This is a genomic window from uncultured Bacteroides sp. (assembly GCF_905207245.1).
Lineage (GTDB): Bacteria > Bacteroidota > Bacteroidia > Bacteroidales > Bacteroidaceae > Bacteroides.
The window spans coordinates 1-17,566 of the sequence record NZ_CAJLKP010000009.1; the positions used below are offsets into that span (position 1 = coordinate 1).

Consider the following 17,566-nt stretch of genomic DNA (forward strand, 5'->3'; position numbering starts at 1 on the left):
GCATGGAACCTTGTTCCCTCGTCAACTTGTCTCCTCGTCAACTTATTCAAATCTGTTCCAGAATGAGTGAAATAATCGCTTGTTGACTTGTCCTATTTTTCCACCAGATGGATGACAATATGTAACTATTTGATTATAAGTACATATAAACAAGTCCTACCTCAGTCGTATACTTAGGGTATCTCAGTATACGACTGAGATACCCTAAGTATACGACTGAGGTAGCCTAAATATACGGTTTGAAGTGGGAATTTGCTTTTCGTAAAAAAATAAATAAAGCAAATCACCCTATCACTTTTCTGCATGTGCTTGCTATTTTCAATAGAATTCTCCTAAATTTGCAAACAATATAAATAGCAACTAAATATGAAAGCATTAAAAGCCCAATCCATTATTAGCCTGATAACCTGCTTCTTCCTAATTTTGGCAGTGACTATCTGCAAAGAAAATAAATTCCAGAATATACTCCCAGAAAATGAAAACGCAACGGAAAAACAAGACGGGAATACAGGAATACTGCGGCATGCAGATGATGGGGTACAAATAATATCTACCCGACAGATTGCCAGTGACATCAAGGGATATGGCGGAAATGTCCCGCTCGAAATCTATATAAAGGACAACCGTATTATCAAAGTCGTAGCTCTGGAAAACTCCGAAACGCCCAGCTACTTTGCCAAAGTAAGGAACAGCAACCTGTTGCAGCAATGGGATAATCTGACACCGGAAGAAGCACTCAACAAAGAGGTGGACGGTATATCCGGTGCCACGGAGTCCGCCGCCGCCATCATCCAGTCCGTACAGAAAGCGATGGAGTATGCCGAAGAACATTCATTGGAAGAGTCTGGTGATTCTTTCAGTTTCGACTGGATACTCTTCCTGGGACTACTGGCAGGAATTGCAGTGTGCACCCTCGCTATCACATATTTTTCCAAACAACAACCCAGAACACAAACCATACAGTATGTGCTGAACTTTTTCAATCTGGCTTTGGTTATTGTAGTGACTGCCTTATCCATCCAGCCAAAGAATAATCAAGTAATTAATAAGGAGGAACCTATTATGACACAGAACAATAAATCTACCGTTCTTGAAAGTATTCATGCAAGAACCAGCATCCGTTCTTATTTGCCCAAGGAAGTGGAAGAAGAGAAAGTGGAACAGTTACTTAGAGCTGCTATGGCTGCGCCTACGGCAACCAATAAACAGCCCTGGGCCTTCATTGTCATCAAAGAAAAGGAAGTATTGAATGAACTGGGCTCTACCCTTCCCTATGCAAAAATGGCAAAAGAGGCTCCACTGGCTATCGTCGTATGTGGAGATTTGTCTAAAGCGATCAGTGGTGCGGGTAGCGATTACTGGGTACAGGACGCTTCTGCCGCTACTGAAAACTTACTGCTGGCAGCACAAGGATTGGAGTTGGGTGCTGTGTGGACAGGTGTTTACCCCATAAAAGAACGGGTAAAAGAAGTTCAGAAAATCCTGCATCTGCCCGAACATATCATTCCTCTGAATGTAGTTCCCGTAGGCTATCCGGCTGAGAATCCGCTTCCGAAAGATAAATGGAAGCCGGAGAATGTGCATTATGAACGCTGGACAGAAGAAAAATAAATAAATTTAAGTTCGGTAAGTAAATACATCAAAATCAGAAAGTCCCATAGATTTTAGCTGATTGACACTGCGAGCCGTATCCTCCTCCGTATTATATTCCGGAATAAGGGGGACGCGGACGGTGATGTGTTCCGCCTTTCCCTGTTCTATCAGCCATTGCAAGTTTTCCAGCATTTGCCGATTGCTTCTGCTTGTATAGTTCTGATAGATTACATCATTCATATCTTTAATATCTATGATGTAATCGTCCACGACGGGTAATAAAGTCTCCAAATGCTGACGGGACACATTTAAGGAAGTCTCCACCGTAATCCTCCAGTCTCTCCCGCAGAGTTCGCGGAAATGAACGATAAATTCACTTCGCAAACAAGGTTCTCCACCACCAAAGGTGATACCTCCGCGAGTTGCCAGAAAGTATAGCTCATCTACCTTCACACTCTCATATAGTTGTTCGCAAGAGTAAAGAGGAAGTCCGATTTCATCCGACAAAGATTGAGGATTCAGACAATATTTACAACGCAAAGGGCAACCATGAAAAGCGACCAAAGTCGTCACTCCCTCACCGTCAATTAACAGGCGATGTCTGCTGATACATAATATGAGGACAGAATTATCCATTCTCTGTTATTTCGAAGAATTAAATACCACAGGAATTGTATATTGCGTTGCCAACGGAATTCCGTAAAGTATGCTGGGCGCCCATTTAGGCATGAGATTAATCACCCGCAATACCTCATTATCAAATTCAGGACTTGCAGTTTGCAATATTTCGGCAGATTTCACCGTTCCGTCTTTATCAACGAGAAATCTCACAAGCACACGACCTGACTTGTTCTCATCAACGCCCTCCGGCCAACGCAAGTTCTTATACAAGAAACGCTCCAAACCATACATGCCTCCATCTCTGAATTCCGCCATTTGCTCCATCACTCCCGGCAATACATTTTCTTCCTGCACTTCTTTTTTCAAGTCTTTCCTTCGCCCTTCTATGATCTCGTTAATAGAATCATTCATCATCCAGGTTATTTCAATTTCGTCCATCAATACAGTAACAGCATCCTTTTCTGCCATATCCCCAGCCACAAACCGAGTAGATTGAACCGCACTCGTCTGCACAACAGGTCCGGCATTGCATTCTTTCACATTCGAAGCCATAGCCATCAAAGTAGAAAGTCCTAAAGACACTCCCACCACAGTTATCGCCTTTCCCATAGAATGCCGTGCCACCAATTGTTGTTCCAGATAGCGCACTTCCGACTCACATTTGGGGCAAGTGCCCAGACAGTCTCCTTTGTATTGACATTCGGATATTACGAAATCAATATCATTTGCCTCAGCAATCTGTCGACGAATTTCTTTCAAAATTCTACAAGTTTGTTTTCCTCGTTTCATTATTGTGTAAGAGTTAAAGTTATTTTGTAATAAACAGGTCCGGTCTCACTCATCCATATCATTCAGATGTATCTCCAAAGCCTTCACCGAGATATAAATCTCGTATACGGATATGGCTAAAGAGATAATCAGCAGCACCATTGCCAGGCCAAAGATGTATATCGACACTAAATAGAGCTGTATATAGATAAAGAACATACTGACTACACATAGCAATAGACTGCCCGTCCCCGTCACCTGCATGGCGCGCGTCAGATAAAGGCGTTTCCGCAGATTGGCAATCTGTGCAGCGGTTACCGACGAATGATTGGCACGATACTGTTCCTTCAACGTGCGCACCAACTGGGCATACGACATGAAGCGGTTGGTATATGCCAGCATTATCAATGAGATGGCCGAGAACAACAGGGCCGGAGTGGTTAAATCTATATCCATATATTTTATTCATTAAAGAGTTCGGAATGCTATTCCTGTTTAAAAATAAAAGGAACCATATATTTCATGGGAACCGGTTTACCACGTTGCATTTCTGCATTCTTTTTAAAGTGAATCGGACAGTAACTTTATCCAGTGAAAGCAAAGATAAATAAAAAAACATAATATATATCCGTTGGCAGAATTAATTTCTTTCTGCACGGATTTGAATTAGTTGACGAGGGGACAAGTTGGCGAGGAAACAAGGTTCCATGCGGCGTAGAAGCATTGCGCAGCCCCTTGGCTTCTTGTCAACTCGTTCCCTTGTTCCCTTCTCTTCTGACGGGATATGAAATTAATGACGGAAAAGCTTATGCATGACACAGTATAATTCAAAAAACGTTTTTTTACAAAAAGAGCAATAAAGTATTTTCTCTCTTTCGGCTTTTCCTACGACTCGTTGAGTGAACCTGATTCAGTCAGGGACTGAATGCCTTTGACTCCCGGACTGAATGCCTTTCAGTCCCGGACTCATTGTACCCCCATTCAGAAGGCGCCTGAGAGGGGGTACAAAAGATACCAAGACAGGGTAGATACAAAAATGAATATTACATACAAAATAACGCGATTTTAATTTCTTTCTGACGGGTTATGCTTCTTTTCTGCACCGTTCTGCCTTTTCCGCAAGCATATAAATCTCACCTAAAATTCAGCAAAACGAAAACAGGACAAATCAAACTCTACTTCTTATCATAAATACCATTAGAGAATCTTCCGTAAGCCATCACCTGATTCGTATCCGGGAAGTGCACAATCTCAGGTACATTGTTCGTATCAAAATCAAGGTAGACCAGTTTCTCCGTATCCGACCCGTTACGGATGACGTGCGCACCTTCCGGTCCGGCAGGGAAGGTTATGGCATCTCCGGCCTTCACGGTTACATCTCCATTGATAGTGCGCACAATGCCTGTACCACTGATGATGTAGAACACTTCCTCATCCGTTTCATGATAATGATATCCATAGGCAAAGTTGCCCGGTTCCACTTCTACAAAGTTGACGCGACACTGAGTTACATCTTCCTGCGCAACAATCGGTTTCACTGTAAACTCATTGCCACCCTGACTAATTTTCTGACCTTCGGCTGTCTTGTAATTCTTTACTGCAAGTTCTTTCATTGTTCTTTTGTTTTTAAATAGTTTATAAAATAGTTGTATTCACCAGTTTTTTCACTAACTTCGCAAATGCAGTTAATGACTTTTCGACAATGCAAAGCTATACACTATTTTACTTATAAACAATAAGTTACAAACAAGTAAGATAGTTACCTGGAGGTTACTTTTGCTGAAAAGCAAGAGATTAAAAATGAAGAAAAAAGAAAAATAATCAAGTAGAACCTAATACTAACTAAATATATGGAAACAAGAATTACCTCAAACCGTATTACGGAACTAAAGCCGAACGAGATATTCGTTTTCGGCAGTAATCTGGAAGGTGCTCACGGTGGTGGAGCTGCATATCTGGCCTGGAAGAAGTGGGGAGCCATCTGGGGACAAGGAACAGGACTACAAGGACAGACTTACGCCATCCCGACCATGCACGGTGGTCCGGAAAGCATCAAACCTTATGTTGACCAATTCATCGGATTTGCCAAAGAACATGCCGAATACGTTTTCCTCGTCACTGAAATAGGATGCGGCATTGCCGGATTCGCCCCGAAAGAGATTGCTCCCCTGTTTAAAGAAGCCATGAATGTACCCAATATTCACCTACCTCAACGCTTTTGGGATGTACTGAACGCCAAGTAAAACCGAACTTTCAACCGTCTTCTGCCCAATGCAAATAATATGCCGGCAAGAGAACAGACTGAGCATATTACGAATATAATCCCTGTGGAAACCATGATATTTCCAATGCCCACCAAGGGAGAAACAATGCCACCGAACGAGAAACTGACAGCTCCCAGCAATGCAGAAGCTGTCCCGGCATTAGTGCGCTCACACTCCATAGCCAATGCGGTAGAGGTAGTAAAAGTCATTCCCATCATAAACAGCACTGCCAACAGCAACAGTTCGTACACCCAGAAGCTACAACCTAAAGACAATGCAGCACATTCCAGTACAGAGAAAACAAGCATCCCCATGCAGCCTACCAATGTCCCGTTTTCCGGTCGGCGAAACTTCACGGAAAATGCTGCAGCACCACCGATAGCGATAGCATTAATGCTGAAGCACACGCTGAAAGCAAAAGGAGAGTAACCGTAATGTTGCTGAATAATGAAAGGAGACGAAGCAATATAGGCAAACAGCACTCCTTGCGCAAACGCCAGTTGCAACACGTAGCAAATATATTGCTTGTTGCGGAGGACCACCTTGAAACTATTGAACGTATCTGCCCATTTCGTTGCCAGTCGCTTCTCGGCGGGAAGCGACTCCCGGAAGCGCATGCAGCCTGCCAGCAGTAACATGCCCAATACAAGCAAAATACCGAAAATCCCCTGCCAGCCGATAGCTTCCGTAAATACTCCTCCAATGATGGGCGCCACCACCGGAGCAATGCCGTTGATGGCACCGATAATTGCCAGCATCTTCGCCAACTCCTTACCCGAAAACTTATCTGTAGCAATGGAACGGGCAATAACGATGCCGCCCGCACCGGCAATACCCTGTATCAGGCGGAAAGCGACAAACTGATGAATGTCCTGCGCAAACAAACAGAGAACTGTTGAAACAATGAACAGCCACATGGCAACCTGCAACGGTATGCGCCTGCCATAACGGTCGCTCAAAGGACCGAAGAATATCTGCCCGACTGCCAGCCCGATCATACTGGTGGTAAGTCCCAACTGAACCATTGAAGAACTCGTATTGAAATATTCTCCCATAGCCGGCAGGCTTGGCAAATACATATCTGTGACAAACGGCCCGAAGGCTGTCAACATTCCTAATAAGATAAGAATGAATAGTTTTGAATTATCTTTTCCCATATAATTACCCTTAATTAATTGCACGGCAAAATTAAGAATAAATCAGTTGACCCACCCCACCTAATTTAGCCTATGTTGTTCAAAACAGGAACAAACAAACACTAAATCATCCGATTACTCCCAACTTCTTATCCATACGCAGCTCATGCTTCGCAAAGCGGCGAATGGAGCGATAAGTGGGATGCAGCACTTTATATGGGCGGATATCGCTCTCATAAACCAAGAACACCAACAGGCAGAACAATGCTATCAGAATCAGCCAGCCGTACAATTCTTTCATCGAAACCATCAACGCCTGTTGCTGCACAGCACTATAAAGTTCTCCGGCAGACATCCGGCTGATGAACGGGTTCACATGGTCTAATGACGAACCAAGCAGCATCGCATTCTTCTTTAAAGTCACACTCAAAGCACGCCCCAGGATAGCCGTCCCCAAAGCCCCGCCAAACCCGGCACTGACAAATGCCTGCACAGACACCGCTTGAAAAAAGTGCTGGAAAGGCACACGCGACAGCACCGTAAGAAAGCAAATAGCTATTATGACATACCCGAAACTACGAAGGAACAACGGCACAAACAGCGTCTCCTTCGGCAAAGCATAATCAATGCCAAAGTAGAAATACATCAGATAGACAGTAATGGAAGAAAAAGCAATCACTGTCATCGTCTTATAGCGCCACTTACGGCGTGAAAAGGTCAGAAAAGTAAAAGCTGCTCCAACCACAATGCCCAGCAACACTACCCAGTTGAGCGAAATCACGTTCAGGGCATCATAGCCCAATATACCCTCCATATAGATATGCTCAAACAGGTGTGAAGGAGCCAACAGTATATCTATTATTATATAGAGTATAAAGGGCAGCCACACGGAGCGATACGTCCACGTCTTCAGTGCGATGAACGGATGACGGATGAAAGATGCGCGCCACAGGTTCAGTGCTAGGACTACTATGCCGATGACGGTTGCCGCCCGGATTGGAAAAGACCGGTACCAATCGTAATGCTCACCATAGACGCAGACGAAAAGGATACACAGCAAAACGAGCCCCCACATCAAAGCTCCTAGCCAGTCGATACCAAATAACGGTAATTTCGGTAAGGAACGATAGCTGCGAAATAGCCAGAGCGTAGCCAGCATCACTAATAGCAACAAGCCCACTATCAGCCAGTGCATATACTCCCACTTCGCCCAGAAAGCCGTGTAGACGGTTATCAAACCCGACAACTGGATGCAACTTTGCACCAGCAGGTAGATAAAGCAGAAGAACACCGATAAATCCCGCTTAGGAGTCAGCCACAGCTGAATGGTGGAGTTACACTCAAACGTAGCCCACATGCGGAAGATGCCTGCAAAAAAGCAAGTTATCACCAGCAGGGGAATACTGCGGATATGCATACATATCAGATTGGCAATAATCAGGGCTATGCTGCACGTCATTAGCGAAGTCTTCGAGGCGAAGCGGAATTTCAGGCGGAACATGATGGCGAATGTCAGCCCCATGCCCACCATAGACGCATACCCCGCCATCATAATGTCTTCCTGCATCAACGCCGTTGAACCGACCATCTCGCTGACTGCCGACAGATAAATACCACCGGAAAACTGGAAGATGATGACGAAAGCAATGATTATCCAGGGGCGCAGTTTAAGCGGAACAATATCACGGATGGCCGGAATAGAAAAAGGTCCTGTTTCGTGCATCGCATCAATAATTTACTACACATTCCACATTCATGCCGGCGCGCAGGCGCTCCATATCTTCCGGACGATTGTCCGCAGAAAACTCGATACGGATAGGAATACGTTGCTCCACTTTCACGAAGTTTCCGGCGGAGTTATCTTGCGGGAGAAGGGAGAAGCTGGCCCCCGTAGCACGGGAGATGGACTTCACGGTTCCTTTGAAAAGGATATCGGGAACGGCATCCACTTCAATTTCCACGGGCTGGCCTTCCCGGATATGCGTGGTCTGGGTTTCCTTGTAATTGGCCACTATCCATTTTTCGTTTTCATCAACCAAGTCCACCAGGGTTTGTCCGGGTTGTATCAGTTGGCCTTCCTGAATTCCCTTCCGTCCGGTGGTTCCATTGCAAGGGGCGAGGATGATGGTATAGGAAAGATTCAGGCGTGCCAGTTCCAGGGCAGCCTGTGCAAGTTTAATGCCGGCATCGGTTTGTTCCAGGCGGTGGGTCTGTTCCTGTTTCACCAGGGTGGTGGATTGCCTTTGGCGCAACAGGAGTTCGTAGCGGGCTTTGGAGGCATCATAGTTCGTTTGCACAGCATCATATTGCTGCTTGGTGACCGCATCCTGCGCCAACAGGTTCTTATAACGGTGATATTCACGTTCGGCATTATCGAGGCGGACTTTAGCTTCCTGCAAGCCGGCGTCGGATACGGCAATGTTATTCTGGGTAGTATGTACAGTGGTTGCCACCGCATTCTTGCCGGAAATGGCATTCTGGAAATCAGCCTCAGCCTGTGCCAGACGGAAACGGAACTCGGCATCTTCTATCACAGCCAGCGTATCGCCTTTGCGAACCTGTTGGTATTCATCGAAATATATCTTCTTGATAAATCCCTGCACGCGGCTGTTGACGGGGACGATGAGTTGTTTCACCTGTGCATTGTCCGTGTATGCCACGCTGCCGAGGTGGACGAAATGAGAGCACACCCACACCAGTGCGGCAATGAGTAAAAGACTAACCACCACGTTATAAATCACTTTTTTCTTCTTGCGTTCCATATGTTCTATTGTTATTTAAAATTCGTTTATAGGCTTCCGGCTGTCTTTCTCAGCTTATAGAAATTGAAAAGTATATTGATCTGTGCATTCACCAACTGCAATTCCGCATTCAGCTTGGAGTTGCTGGCGTCCAGCATATCGGTAATCAGTGCCAGGTCATTCAGATAACGGTTATTCACCACACCGTAGTTCTGTGTTGCCAGTTCCAGACTTTTCTCCTGTGTATCACAAATAGTGAAAGCCTCCTGAAAACGGATATATGCCGCTTTCACCTCCGTGCGCACATTGTCCTGCAACAGCAAATCACTCTCCTGCGCCCACCGGGTAGACAAGCGTGCCAGACGAATCTTCTTGCCGGACTTGAACGTAGAAGCGATATCAAACTTCACACCGACACCCACATACCAGTAATTCAGATTTTTATTGATGGGAGGCACTTCAATCGTAATAGGCCCGTCCAGTTTGTCACCGGCAAAGAGAGCCACAGACGGCAGACGTTCCGCTTTTGCTATCCGTTCATTATACTGAGACTGTTTGATGTTCAGCTTCATCTGTTGCAGCACAGGCGAACTCAGCACGGCCGTTTCCTGCCAATGCGCTTCTTCCGATGGTTTCGGGAGCCGTCCCAGTAAAGTAGTATCCACCCTTATCACCGTTTCCTCCGACAATCCGAGTACCGTGGTCAACTGGTTGTTCAGAATGAGAATACCGTTTTCTATCTGCGTCAAAGCCAGTTCCAGAGACTTGAGTTGCAACTCATACCGGGTGATATCATTCTTCAAAGCCAGTCCTTGGGATTGCTTGGCATTGATGTCTTCCACCAACTTGCGGGTTTGCTCGATATTCTTCCGGTACACTTCCGCCTGGTTCTGCAACTTATACATCTCCAGATAGTTGCCTACCAACAGAAAACGAATATCCTGTTTGTTCTTCTCCCTATCCAATTCCGCCAACTGTTGCTGCAACCGGGCAATGGCAATCCGGCTCGTAATAGCCCCTCCGGCATAAATTACCTGCGACGCTTCTATCGCAAAGTTATTACCGAAATGCGGCATAGCGGCATTCTCACCGTTCCCGAAGTCACGATCAGCCAGCCAGGCATCACCCAGATAGCTTGCGGAAAGGGAAACGTCAATGGAAGGAAGTTGGGCATTCCTGGCTACCTTCACCGCTTGTCCGGCCTCTTCTTCCGCCAAACGGAACGTGCGGATACTGCGGCTGTTAGCGTCCGCCAACTCGAACATCTCTTCAATTGTCATCTTCTGAATGGTTTGTGCAGATACAAGAGAAACGTTCAGCGCTAAAATCAAGACCAATAAATCTTTCAATCTTTTCATCATATCTATTAAATTGTTACCTCAAAAACGGCTGCAAAGTTCGGACAAATTCTTTGCTAAAGGGAAATCTAAAATTTGGCAAAGTTGGTTTAATTTGGAGATTTCGAAGGTTTGCGCTACCTTTGCCATACAACAAAAAGATTACTTAATGGCTTCTTCCATACGCATCAAGAACATCAGTGAACTCCCCATCATCAGCGGCAGTGAAAACGATACGCGCAAGAAAATCAGTTGCATCACCATCGGAAACCGGGAAGCGGAAGAACAATTTTCGTCAGACATTCACCTCGATGCCTTCATCATCCTATTGGTTTTATCCGGAAAGGGACGAGCTGCAATCAATTACAAAACGTATAACATTCAAGCAAATACGCTCTTGCTGCTAACTTCTGCACATTTGTTCCATTTTTATGATTGCAGTGATGATTTCCAATGCCAATGTCTCTTTGTCAGCAAGATATTTACTGATGAGATGGACTCCACCGATATGATTTACCGGAGAACCAAATATGGCGTAAGGCTATATAATGAGCCTGTGATCCCTTTGGAGCATCCACATGCCGCCCTATTGGCGGAACGGCTGGACAGCGTTAACAAAAACATTGACCGTACAGAGCATTTCTATCACAAGGAAGTGATTCTGAACCGATTGTTTGCTTTCTATCTCGATTTAAGCGATATCCTCGAACGCACCAATCTACCCCATACAGACGGTTGCCTGACGCGCTACGAAAGTGTCATCAAGTCCTTCATCGAACTACTGGCGGCACATTACCGTGAAGAACACAAAGTAGACTTTTACGCTGAACGGCTAAACCTTTCCACCCATCACCTGACGCAAATCGTGAAACTCGTGACGGGGCAAAGCGTGAGCGACTTTATCTTTGAAATGCTATTCAGCGAAGCGCGCAACTTGCTGACACACTCCAAACTATCCATACAGGAGATAGCCACAACCCTCAACTTTTCCGACCAGTCTTCTTTCGGGAAGTTCTTCAAGCGGAAAGCGGGCATATCGCCTGTGGATTTCAGAAAAGACATGAAACAGGGAAAAAGATAGCTTCTTCGACTCTTTGCTGACTAACAAGTGATTAGTCCGCAATTTTTTGCCAGTTATTGCCAATGCGATGGCAAGGTCTTGCCAATACGGTGGCAAAAGTTTGCCAACGAAGTGGCAAGAAGTTGGCAATATATATCGTAGTACAGAAATGTACTTATTCTGCCAACAGAGCATAAAGCTGTTTCTTTATTCAGATATTTATCGTACTTTTGTAGTCTGTAAACCAGCTATTAGATTCTAAGAAAGAATACAACTATGCGTTATAAACTTTCGGCACCTGCCACTCTGCACACCACTATTCAGCTCCCGGCCTCCAAGAGTATCAGTAACCGGGCTTTGATATTACATGCTCTGGCACAGGGATGCATCACACCCGCCAATCTGAGCGACTGCGACGACACCCGTGTCATGATAAAGGCTTTGGACGGAACTCCCGAACATATCGACATCCTTGCCGCCGGAACAGCGATGCGTTTTCTCACCGCTTATCTCAGCGTAACACCCGGTACACGCATCATTACGGGTACCGAACGGATGCAGCAACGCCCTATACGGATTCTTGTGGATGCCCTGCGCGAACTGGGTGCGCAAATAGAATATGCCGGCAAAGAGGGTTACCCTCCGCTACGCATCACGGGCACGGAGCTGACGGGCGAAGAAATCACGTTGGCCGGAAACGTAAGCTCACAATATATATCTGCCTTACTGATGATTGGTCCGATTCTGAAAAACGGACTGAAACTGAACCTGACGGGAGAAATCATCTCACGCCCCTATATCAACCTGACGTTGCAACTGATGAAGGAATTCGGTGCAGAAGCCGCATGGAGTTCCGAAAGTAGCATCACCGTCCGCCCCGGCACTTACAAAGACATACCTTTCACGGTGGAAAGCGACTGGAGTGCTGCGTCCTATTGGTATCAGATGGTTGCCCTGAGCCATGACGATGCAACTAACGACAAGGAAACCGTAAAAACTGAGGTGGAATTATCGGGACTTTTCCCACGCAGTTATCAGGGAGACAGCCGGGGAGCGGAGATATTCACGAAACTTGGTGTACGGACAGCACATACCGACCGTGGAGTAGTATTGACCAAGATGGGCAGCCCTGTTGCCCGCATCGAGGAAGATTTAGTCGATATACCCGACTTGGCACAAACTTTCGTTGTGACTTGTTGTTTAATGAACATACCTTTCCGTTTCACCGGATTGCAGAGTCTGAAAATAAAGGAAACCGACCGGATTCAGGCGCTCATCACGGAATTACATAAGTTGGGATATGTGGTGAAGTCGGAAGAGGACAGTATATTAATCTGGAACGGTGAGCGCCATGAACCGGAAACCAACCCCGTTATCGCAACTTACGAGGATCACCGGATGGCAATGGCCTTTGCACCTGCCGCCATGCGGATGCCGTCTTTGCTGATTGCAGAGCCTCAGGTGGTTTCCAAATCTTATCCGGGATATTGGAAAGATTTGCAACAAGCCGGATTTGGAATTAAAGAAATGAAGAATTAAAAATTAAAAATGAAGAATGAAGAATGAGGAATGAGGAATTACCTGGCGGCATGCTTGTGCAGCGCAGCCAAATTCTTCATTCTTAATTCTTCATTCTTAATTTAAAAAGATATGTGGATACTGATAATAAGTCTGATTGCACTTGTCTGTGTTGCCCTTCTGGCAGGATACATCCGCAACCGCCGCTTGCAGAAGAAGATTGAGCGCGGAGAACTGGATGCCATGCCCGAAGTGAAGGAAGTAGACGCGGAGTGTTGCGGACAACATGAGGTATGCGAACGGGACAGCCTGCTGGCTGCCGTCAGCAAGAAGATAGAGTATTACGACGATGAAGAACTGGACAAATACATCGGTGTTGCTCCCGAAGATTATACTTCCGAACAAGAAGATGAATTCAGGGATATATTCTATACAATGCAAGATACTGACGTTGCCGGATGGGTGCGAAGCCTGCAACTGCGCGGAATTGCGTTGCCGGACAATATCAAAGACGAAGTATTCCTTATTATTGGAGAGAGGAGAATACATTAAATATCAAATATTAATTGTTGGAGTCGATACGAATGTACAAAACCAACACCTCATAATTAATAATTCATATTTCATAATTGAGTACAATGGATTTACTGCAATATACATTCTTTCAACATGCCCTTATCGGCAGTTTGCTGGCAAGCATCGTTTGCGGGCTTATCGGTACATACATTGTAACAAGGCGGCTGGTGTTCATTAGCGGCGGACTGACACATGCTTCTTTTGGTGGTATCGGTTTGGGACTCTATGCAGGCATCTCCCCTATTTTGGCAGCCGGTGTTTTTGCTGTGTTGTCTGCGTTTGGGGTGGAGTGGTTAAGCAAGCGCAATGACATGCGCGAAGATTCGGCTATTGCTGTATTCTGGACACTGGGCATGGCGTTAGGCATCATGTTCACTTTTCTTTCTCCGGGGTTTGCGCCCGACCTGTCTGCTTATCTGTTTGGCAATATCCTGACGATTACGATGACTGATATAGCTTTGTTGGCAGGGCTTGCGGCGATACTGACCATCTTCTTTGTACTTTATTTGCGACCGATTATTTATGTTGCTTTCGACAGGGAGTTTGCCCGTTCGCAAGGAATTCCGGTGCAGATATTCGAGTACGTGCTGATGATGTTCATTGCGCTGACCATCGTTGCTTGCCTGCGCATGGTGGGTATCGTGCTGGTCATTTCGCTGCTCACCATTCCGCAAATGACAGCGAACTTATTCTCACATCGTTTTCACCGCATTATATGGTTGTCCATCGGCATCGGTTATCTCAGTTGCTTGGGGGGATTGATGATATCTTATTATCTCAATGTGCCTTCGGGGGCGGCTATCATTTTCTTTTCTATTATTATATATGTAGTATGTAAGTTGGGAAAGAGTTTTTATTTATCTTTACGGCAGAAAACGCAGAATCCGTAAAATCCACTGGCATAGTTTGAAACGCAAAGCAGTCTACCTCACTGGCATCTTAGTGACTTTGATGCTCGTTGCCGGATGTTCCACTCGAAAGAACACAGCCGGTACACGCTTTTACCATGCCCTGACCACCCGCTACAACGTTTACTTCAACGGCAATGAAGCCTATAAAGCCGGGCTCGAAGCACAACAGCAAGGAAATAAAGACAATTACATGGAGGTGCTTCCTCTCTATCCCATAGGCAATAAAGAAACCACAGGTATCGGCACTTCCAACTTCGACCGGGCTATTGAAAAAGCACAAAAAGCCATCCGTCAGCACTCCATCAAACGACGCCCTATCCGCAAGCCGGGGCGGGCATACACCGATGAATACAAGAAATGGCTGGCACGCCGTGAGTTCAACCCCTTCATACACCGCGCATGGCTGTTACTGGGCAAAGCACAATATCAGAAAGGCGACTTCCCGGAAGCTGCATCAACATTCTCTTACATCGCACGCCTTTACGACGGACAAACGGGCATCACTTCCGAAGCACTCATCTGGCTATCCCGCTGTTACTCTGCATTGGGGTGGCAATATGACGCCGAAGATGCCTTGAACCGGGTGAACAACGACAGCCTCCCCCTGTCGCTGGCAGTTGCGTATGCCTCGGCAACGGGAAATTTCCTGTTGGGCAGCAAGCGGTACAGGGAAGCCATTCCGCATCTGGAAAAAACCGCCAAAAGCGAAAAGAATAAGAAACAGAAAGCACGTTGTTACTATCTCCTGGGACAGACTTACCAAATGTTGCAGCAACCGGAGCAAGCCTATCAGGCTTACAGCAAAGTAATCCGCCTCAACCCACCGTATGAACTGGCCCTCAGCGCCCGTATCCGGCAAACGGAAGTGATGCCCGCCACCAATAGCCGCAAAATCACAGGAAAGCTGTTACGCCTCAGCCGAGACGAGAAGAATGAAGAATTTCTGGACCAGATATATTATGCATTGGGCAATGTTTATCTTGCTGAAAAGGATACGGTTCAGGCACTCGCCGCCTATCATAAAGGAATAGGAAAAAGCAAACGAAACGGCGTGGAGAAAGGTGTTCTGCAACTCACGTTGGGAAATCTGTATTGGCAACAGGCACGCTATGCCGAAGCGCAGAAAGCATATGCCGAAGCCATCGGACTGATAGACAAGACGCATCAGGAATATGACACCGCTACCACCCGTTCGGAAATTCTGGACGAACTGGTGCCGCATACCACTGCCATACAATTGCAAGACAGCTTGCAGCGCCTTGCCGGAATGACGGAAGAAGAAAGGCTGGCTATAATAAAGGAAATCATCGCGCAAGTCATTGCCCGGGAAGAAGCGGAACGCAAAGCGGCAGAGGAAGCGGAACGGGAAACCCGACCGGAACAAAGCATCACCACTACTCCGCAAACCACCCAACCTACCATAGGGGGAAAGCAGGCCTGGTACTTCTACAACCCGCAATTAGTGGAACAGGGAAAAGCAGACTTCCAACGTTTATGGGGACGCCGGAAACTGGAGGATAACTGGCGGAGAAAGAATAAAACAGTAGTCGCGCTGGATGATTTCGGGGAAATAGATTATAACGAATCCGAACAGACTGCCGGAACAGATTCTATTCAGAACAATAAGGAAGGTGAAACTGACCGTACCCACTCGCAGAATAGTGAGAACGGGAAAACAGGCACCGACAGCCTTGCCAACGACACGCATCGCCCGGAATACTATCTGTCGCAAATTCCACTGACAGAAGAAGCAATGCAAGCTTCAAACGTATTGTTATCAGAAGCCCTGTATGGCGCAGGAATGGTATTCAAAGACCGTATGCAGGATTTCCGGAAAGCGGAAACTGCCTTTGAAAGGCTTGTACGCCAATTCCCGGACTTCACGCAATTGGATGAGGTGTATTATCAGTTGTTCCTGACTGAATTAGCGATGGAGTATTATGGGAAAGGGAGTAGATCCTTCGACAAGCTCAGGATGACGGATGACAGTCTTTCTGCACAGCAATATGCGGGAACCCCTTTACAAAAAGCCGAAAGATATAAATCTGAACTTATCGCCCGCTTCCCCAAAAGCCGTTACGCCAAAACGCTGGCCGACCCGGATTTTGCGGAGAACGCCGTGCACGGCAAGCAACGTGAAGACTCGCTCTATACCCGTGCCTACGAGCATTTCCAAACTGGAGACACTGCAACCGTACGTGCTGCCGCGCATCTTTCCGCAGAGATATATCCTTTGGGACAGCATCGCCCGAAGTTCATGTTCCTCGATGCCGTCACCCGTCTGCAGGGTGGAGAAACCAAGCAATTCCTCGCCACCCTGAAGCAGCTTGTACAGCAATATCCGCAGAATGAAATCACCGACCTCGCCGCCCATATACTAAAAGGTATACAGGAAGGGCGTTTGCTGGCACGCGACAGCCATACATTCGGTTCTATCTGGCAACGCCGGAATGCCGAACTTGCCGAAGCCGGTAATTTATTAGGCGATAGCCTGGGCAATGTCGCCGTCCTTCCACCGGACAGTGCATTCAGCACGGAGCGCAATGTTCCGTTCCTCTTTATCCTTGCCTACGAAGAAGGAAAAGTAAACGAAAACATGCTTCTGTTTGAAGTGGCACGCTATAATTTCTCCACCTTCCTGGTGAAGAACTTTGACCTTGCCTTTGCTCACGAGCGGGGCATCGGGATGCTGCAAATCAAGCCGTTCAGTAATTACGATGAAGCGCAGCAATATTTCCGCAGACTCTATGCCACTCCTGAAATGGCTGCCCGGCTGAGTGGTATGCGTGCAGTGCTCATTTCGGAAGCAAATTATGAACAACTCATCAAGCAATACAGTTTTGATGACTATGACACCTTCTACCGTGCCCACTTCTCTTCCATTCCGGAACCCGAATTGAAAGGTTACACGCTGGACGAACCTCTGCTGAATCTTCCTACCGAAGAAGAAGAACGGCAGAAAGAAGAAAATCTGCCTGCGGAAGAGGACGACCCGGAAAATGGTGTTATCTTTGAGGACTGAAATAGTGACGAGTTACGAG

General features: G+C 46.4%; 15 protein-coding genes. 7 read left to right on the plus strand and 8 right to left on the minus strand.

The genetic code is table 11. The annotated features are described in order from the left end of the window. Positions 1–366 precede the first annotated feature (366 nt). Positions 367–1,611: a nitroreductase family protein gene (locus QZ135_RS04610; protein ID WP_294606312.1), complete on the plus strand. Its 1,245-nt coding sequence runs from the start codon at positions 367–369 to the stop codon at positions 1,609–1,611. Between the two features lie 6 nt (positions 1,612–1,617). Here the strand turns inward: QZ135_RS04610 and QZ135_RS04615 are convergent, their stop codons facing one another. The 4 genes from QZ135_RS04615 to QZ135_RS04630 all read right to left on the minus strand — a co-directional run bounded on the left by QZ135_RS04615 (position 1,618) and on the right by QZ135_RS04630 (position 4,595). Further along, positions 1,618–2,229, minus strand: coding sequence for a radical SAM protein (locus QZ135_RS04615; protein ID WP_294606313.1), 612 nt, complete (start codon positions 2,227–2,229; stop codon positions 1,618–1,620). 6 nt (positions 2,230–2,235) lie between these two features. Next, positions 2,236–2,973: an energy transducer TonB gene (locus tag QZ135_RS04620; protein ID WP_294606316.1), complete on the minus strand. Its 738-nt coding sequence runs from the start codon at positions 2,971–2,973 to the stop codon at positions 2,236–2,238. A 75-nt stretch (positions 2,974–3,048) separates the two neighbouring features. Then, positions 3,049–3,438 carry a DUF2721 domain-containing protein gene (locus tag QZ135_RS04625; protein ID WP_025835908.1) on the minus strand — a complete coding sequence of 130 codons (390 nt, stop codon included), beginning with the start codon at positions 3,436–3,438 and terminating at the stop codon, positions 3,049–3,051. A gap of 719 nt (positions 3,439–4,157) precedes the next feature. Beyond that, on the minus strand, positions 4,158–4,595 hold the full coding sequence (locus QZ135_RS04630) for a cupin domain-containing protein (RefSeq protein WP_294606319.1): 438 nt from the start codon (positions 4,593–4,595) through the stop codon (positions 4,158–4,160). A 237-nt stretch (positions 4,596–4,832) separates the two neighbouring features. On the opposite strand from QZ135_RS04630, the gene QZ135_RS04635 reads away from it, so the two are divergent. Next, positions 4,833–5,225, plus strand: coding sequence for a hypothetical protein (locus tag QZ135_RS04635; protein WP_294606321.1), 393 nt, complete (start codon positions 4,833–4,835; stop codon positions 5,223–5,225). On the opposite strand, the gene QZ135_RS04640 is transcribed toward QZ135_RS04635, so the two are convergent. The 4 genes from QZ135_RS04640 to QZ135_RS04655 form a co-directional block, all read right to left on the minus strand. Then, positions 5,192–6,403 (minus strand): multidrug effflux MFS transporter, encoded by a 1,212-nt coding sequence (locus QZ135_RS04640; RefSeq protein ID WP_294606323.1) that lies wholly within the window; start codon positions 6,401–6,403, stop codon positions 5,192–5,194. The genes QZ135_RS04635 and QZ135_RS04640 overlap by 34 nt on opposite strands. A gap of 106 nt (positions 6,404–6,509) precedes the next feature. Further along, a complete protein-coding gene (locus QZ135_RS04645; protein ID WP_294606325.1) occupies positions 6,510–8,105 on the minus strand; it encodes a hypothetical protein in 1,596 nt (531 codons plus the stop codon). 4 nt (positions 8,106–8,109) lie between these two features. Then, the gene (locus QZ135_RS04650) at positions 8,110–9,144 is read right to left on the minus strand and encodes an HlyD family secretion protein (RefSeq protein ID WP_294606326.1); all 1,035 of its coding nucleotides are present in this window, start codon (positions 9,142–9,144) and stop codon (positions 8,110–8,112) included. Positions 9,145–9,170: 26 nt separating this feature from the next. Continuing rightward, on the minus strand, positions 9,171–10,481 hold the full coding sequence (locus QZ135_RS04655) for a TolC family protein (protein ID WP_294606443.1): 1,311 nt from the start codon (positions 10,479–10,481) through the stop codon (positions 9,171–9,173). Positions 10,482–10,629: 148 nt separating this feature from the next. On the opposite strand from QZ135_RS04655, the gene QZ135_RS04660 reads away from it, so the two are divergent. The 5 genes from QZ135_RS04660 to QZ135_RS04680 all read left to right on the plus strand — a co-directional run bounded on the left by QZ135_RS04660 (position 10,630) and on the right by QZ135_RS04680 (position 17,547). Beyond that, positions 10,630–11,541 (plus strand): AraC family transcriptional regulator, encoded by a 912-nt coding sequence (locus QZ135_RS04660; RefSeq protein ID WP_294606328.1) that lies wholly within the window; start codon positions 10,630–10,632, stop codon positions 11,539–11,541. 255 nt (positions 11,542–11,796) lie between these two features. Beyond that, positions 11,797–13,059, plus strand: a complete 1,263-nt coding sequence (locus QZ135_RS04665; RefSeq protein ID WP_294606329.1) for a 3-phosphoshikimate 1-carboxyvinyltransferase — start codon at positions 11,797–11,799, stop codon at positions 13,057–13,059. A gap of 111 nt (positions 13,060–13,170) precedes the next feature. Next, positions 13,171–13,590, plus strand: a complete 420-nt coding sequence (locus QZ135_RS04670) for a phospholipase (RefSeq protein WP_294606331.1) — start codon at positions 13,171–13,173, stop codon at positions 13,588–13,590. A gap of 86 nt (positions 13,591–13,676) precedes the next feature. Continuing rightward, complete coding sequence (locus QZ135_RS04675; protein WP_294606333.1) at positions 13,677–14,504, plus strand: metal ABC transporter permease; 828 nt, start codon at positions 13,677–13,679, stop codon at positions 14,502–14,504. A 61-nt stretch (positions 14,505–14,565) separates the two neighbouring features. Further along, positions 14,566–17,547, plus strand: coding sequence for a tetratricopeptide repeat protein (locus QZ135_RS04680; protein ID WP_294606445.1), 2,982 nt, complete (start codon positions 14,566–14,568; stop codon positions 17,545–17,547). Positions 17,548–17,566 lie beyond the last annotated feature (19 nt).

What these genes read in the sequence shown, in the direction of transcription:
- QZ135_RS04635 (WP_294606321.1), top strand. Translation starts at nt 4,833, where the DNA reads ATGGAAACAAGAATTACCTCAAACCGTATTACGGAACTAAAGCCGAAC.
- QZ135_RS04645 (WP_294606325.1), bottom strand. Translation starts at nt 8,105, where the DNA reads ATGCACGAAACAGGACCTTTTTCTATTCCGGCCATCCGTGATATTGTT.
- QZ135_RS04625 (WP_025835908.1), bottom strand. Translation starts at nt 3,438, where the DNA reads ATGGATATAGATTTAACCACTCCGGCCCTGTTGTTCTCGGCCATCTCA.
- QZ135_RS04660 (WP_294606328.1), top strand. Translation starts at nt 10,630, where the DNA reads ATGGCTTCTTCCATACGCATCAAGAACATCAGTGAACTCCCCATCATC.
- QZ135_RS04680 (WP_294606445.1), top strand. Translation starts at nt 14,566, where the DNA reads ATGCTCGTTGCCGGATGTTCCACTCGAAAGAACACAGCCGGTACACGC.
- QZ135_RS04670 (WP_294606331.1), top strand. Translation starts at nt 13,171, where the DNA reads ATGTGGATACTGATAATAAGTCTGATTGCACTTGTCTGTGTTGCCCTT.
- QZ135_RS04675 (WP_294606333.1), top strand. Translation starts at nt 13,677, where the DNA reads ATGGATTTACTGCAATATACATTCTTTCAACATGCCCTTATCGGCAGT.
- QZ135_RS04610 (WP_294606312.1), top strand. Translation starts at nt 367, where the DNA reads ATGAAAGCATTAAAAGCCCAATCCATTATTAGCCTGATAACCTGCTTC.
- QZ135_RS04650 (WP_294606326.1), bottom strand. Translation starts at nt 9,144, where the DNA reads ATGGAACGCAAGAAGAAAAAAGTGATTTATAACGTGGTGGTTAGTCTT.
- QZ135_RS04640 (WP_294606323.1), bottom strand. Translation starts at nt 6,403, where the DNA reads ATGGGAAAAGATAATTCAAAACTATTCATTCTTATCTTATTAGGAATG.
- QZ135_RS04665 (WP_294606329.1), top strand. Translation starts at nt 11,797, where the DNA reads ATGCGTTATAAACTTTCGGCACCTGCCACTCTGCACACCACTATTCAG.
- QZ135_RS04655 (WP_294606443.1), bottom strand. Translation starts at nt 10,481, where the DNA reads ATGAAAAGATTGAAAGATTTATTGGTCTTGATTTTAGCGCTGAACGTT.
- QZ135_RS04615 (WP_294606313.1), bottom strand. Translation starts at nt 2,229, where the DNA reads ATGGATAATTCTGTCCTCATATTATGTATCAGCAGACATCGCCTGTTA.
- QZ135_RS04630 (WP_294606319.1), bottom strand. Translation starts at nt 4,595, where the DNA reads ATGAAAGAACTTGCAGTAAAGAATTACAAGACAGCCGAAGGTCAGAAA.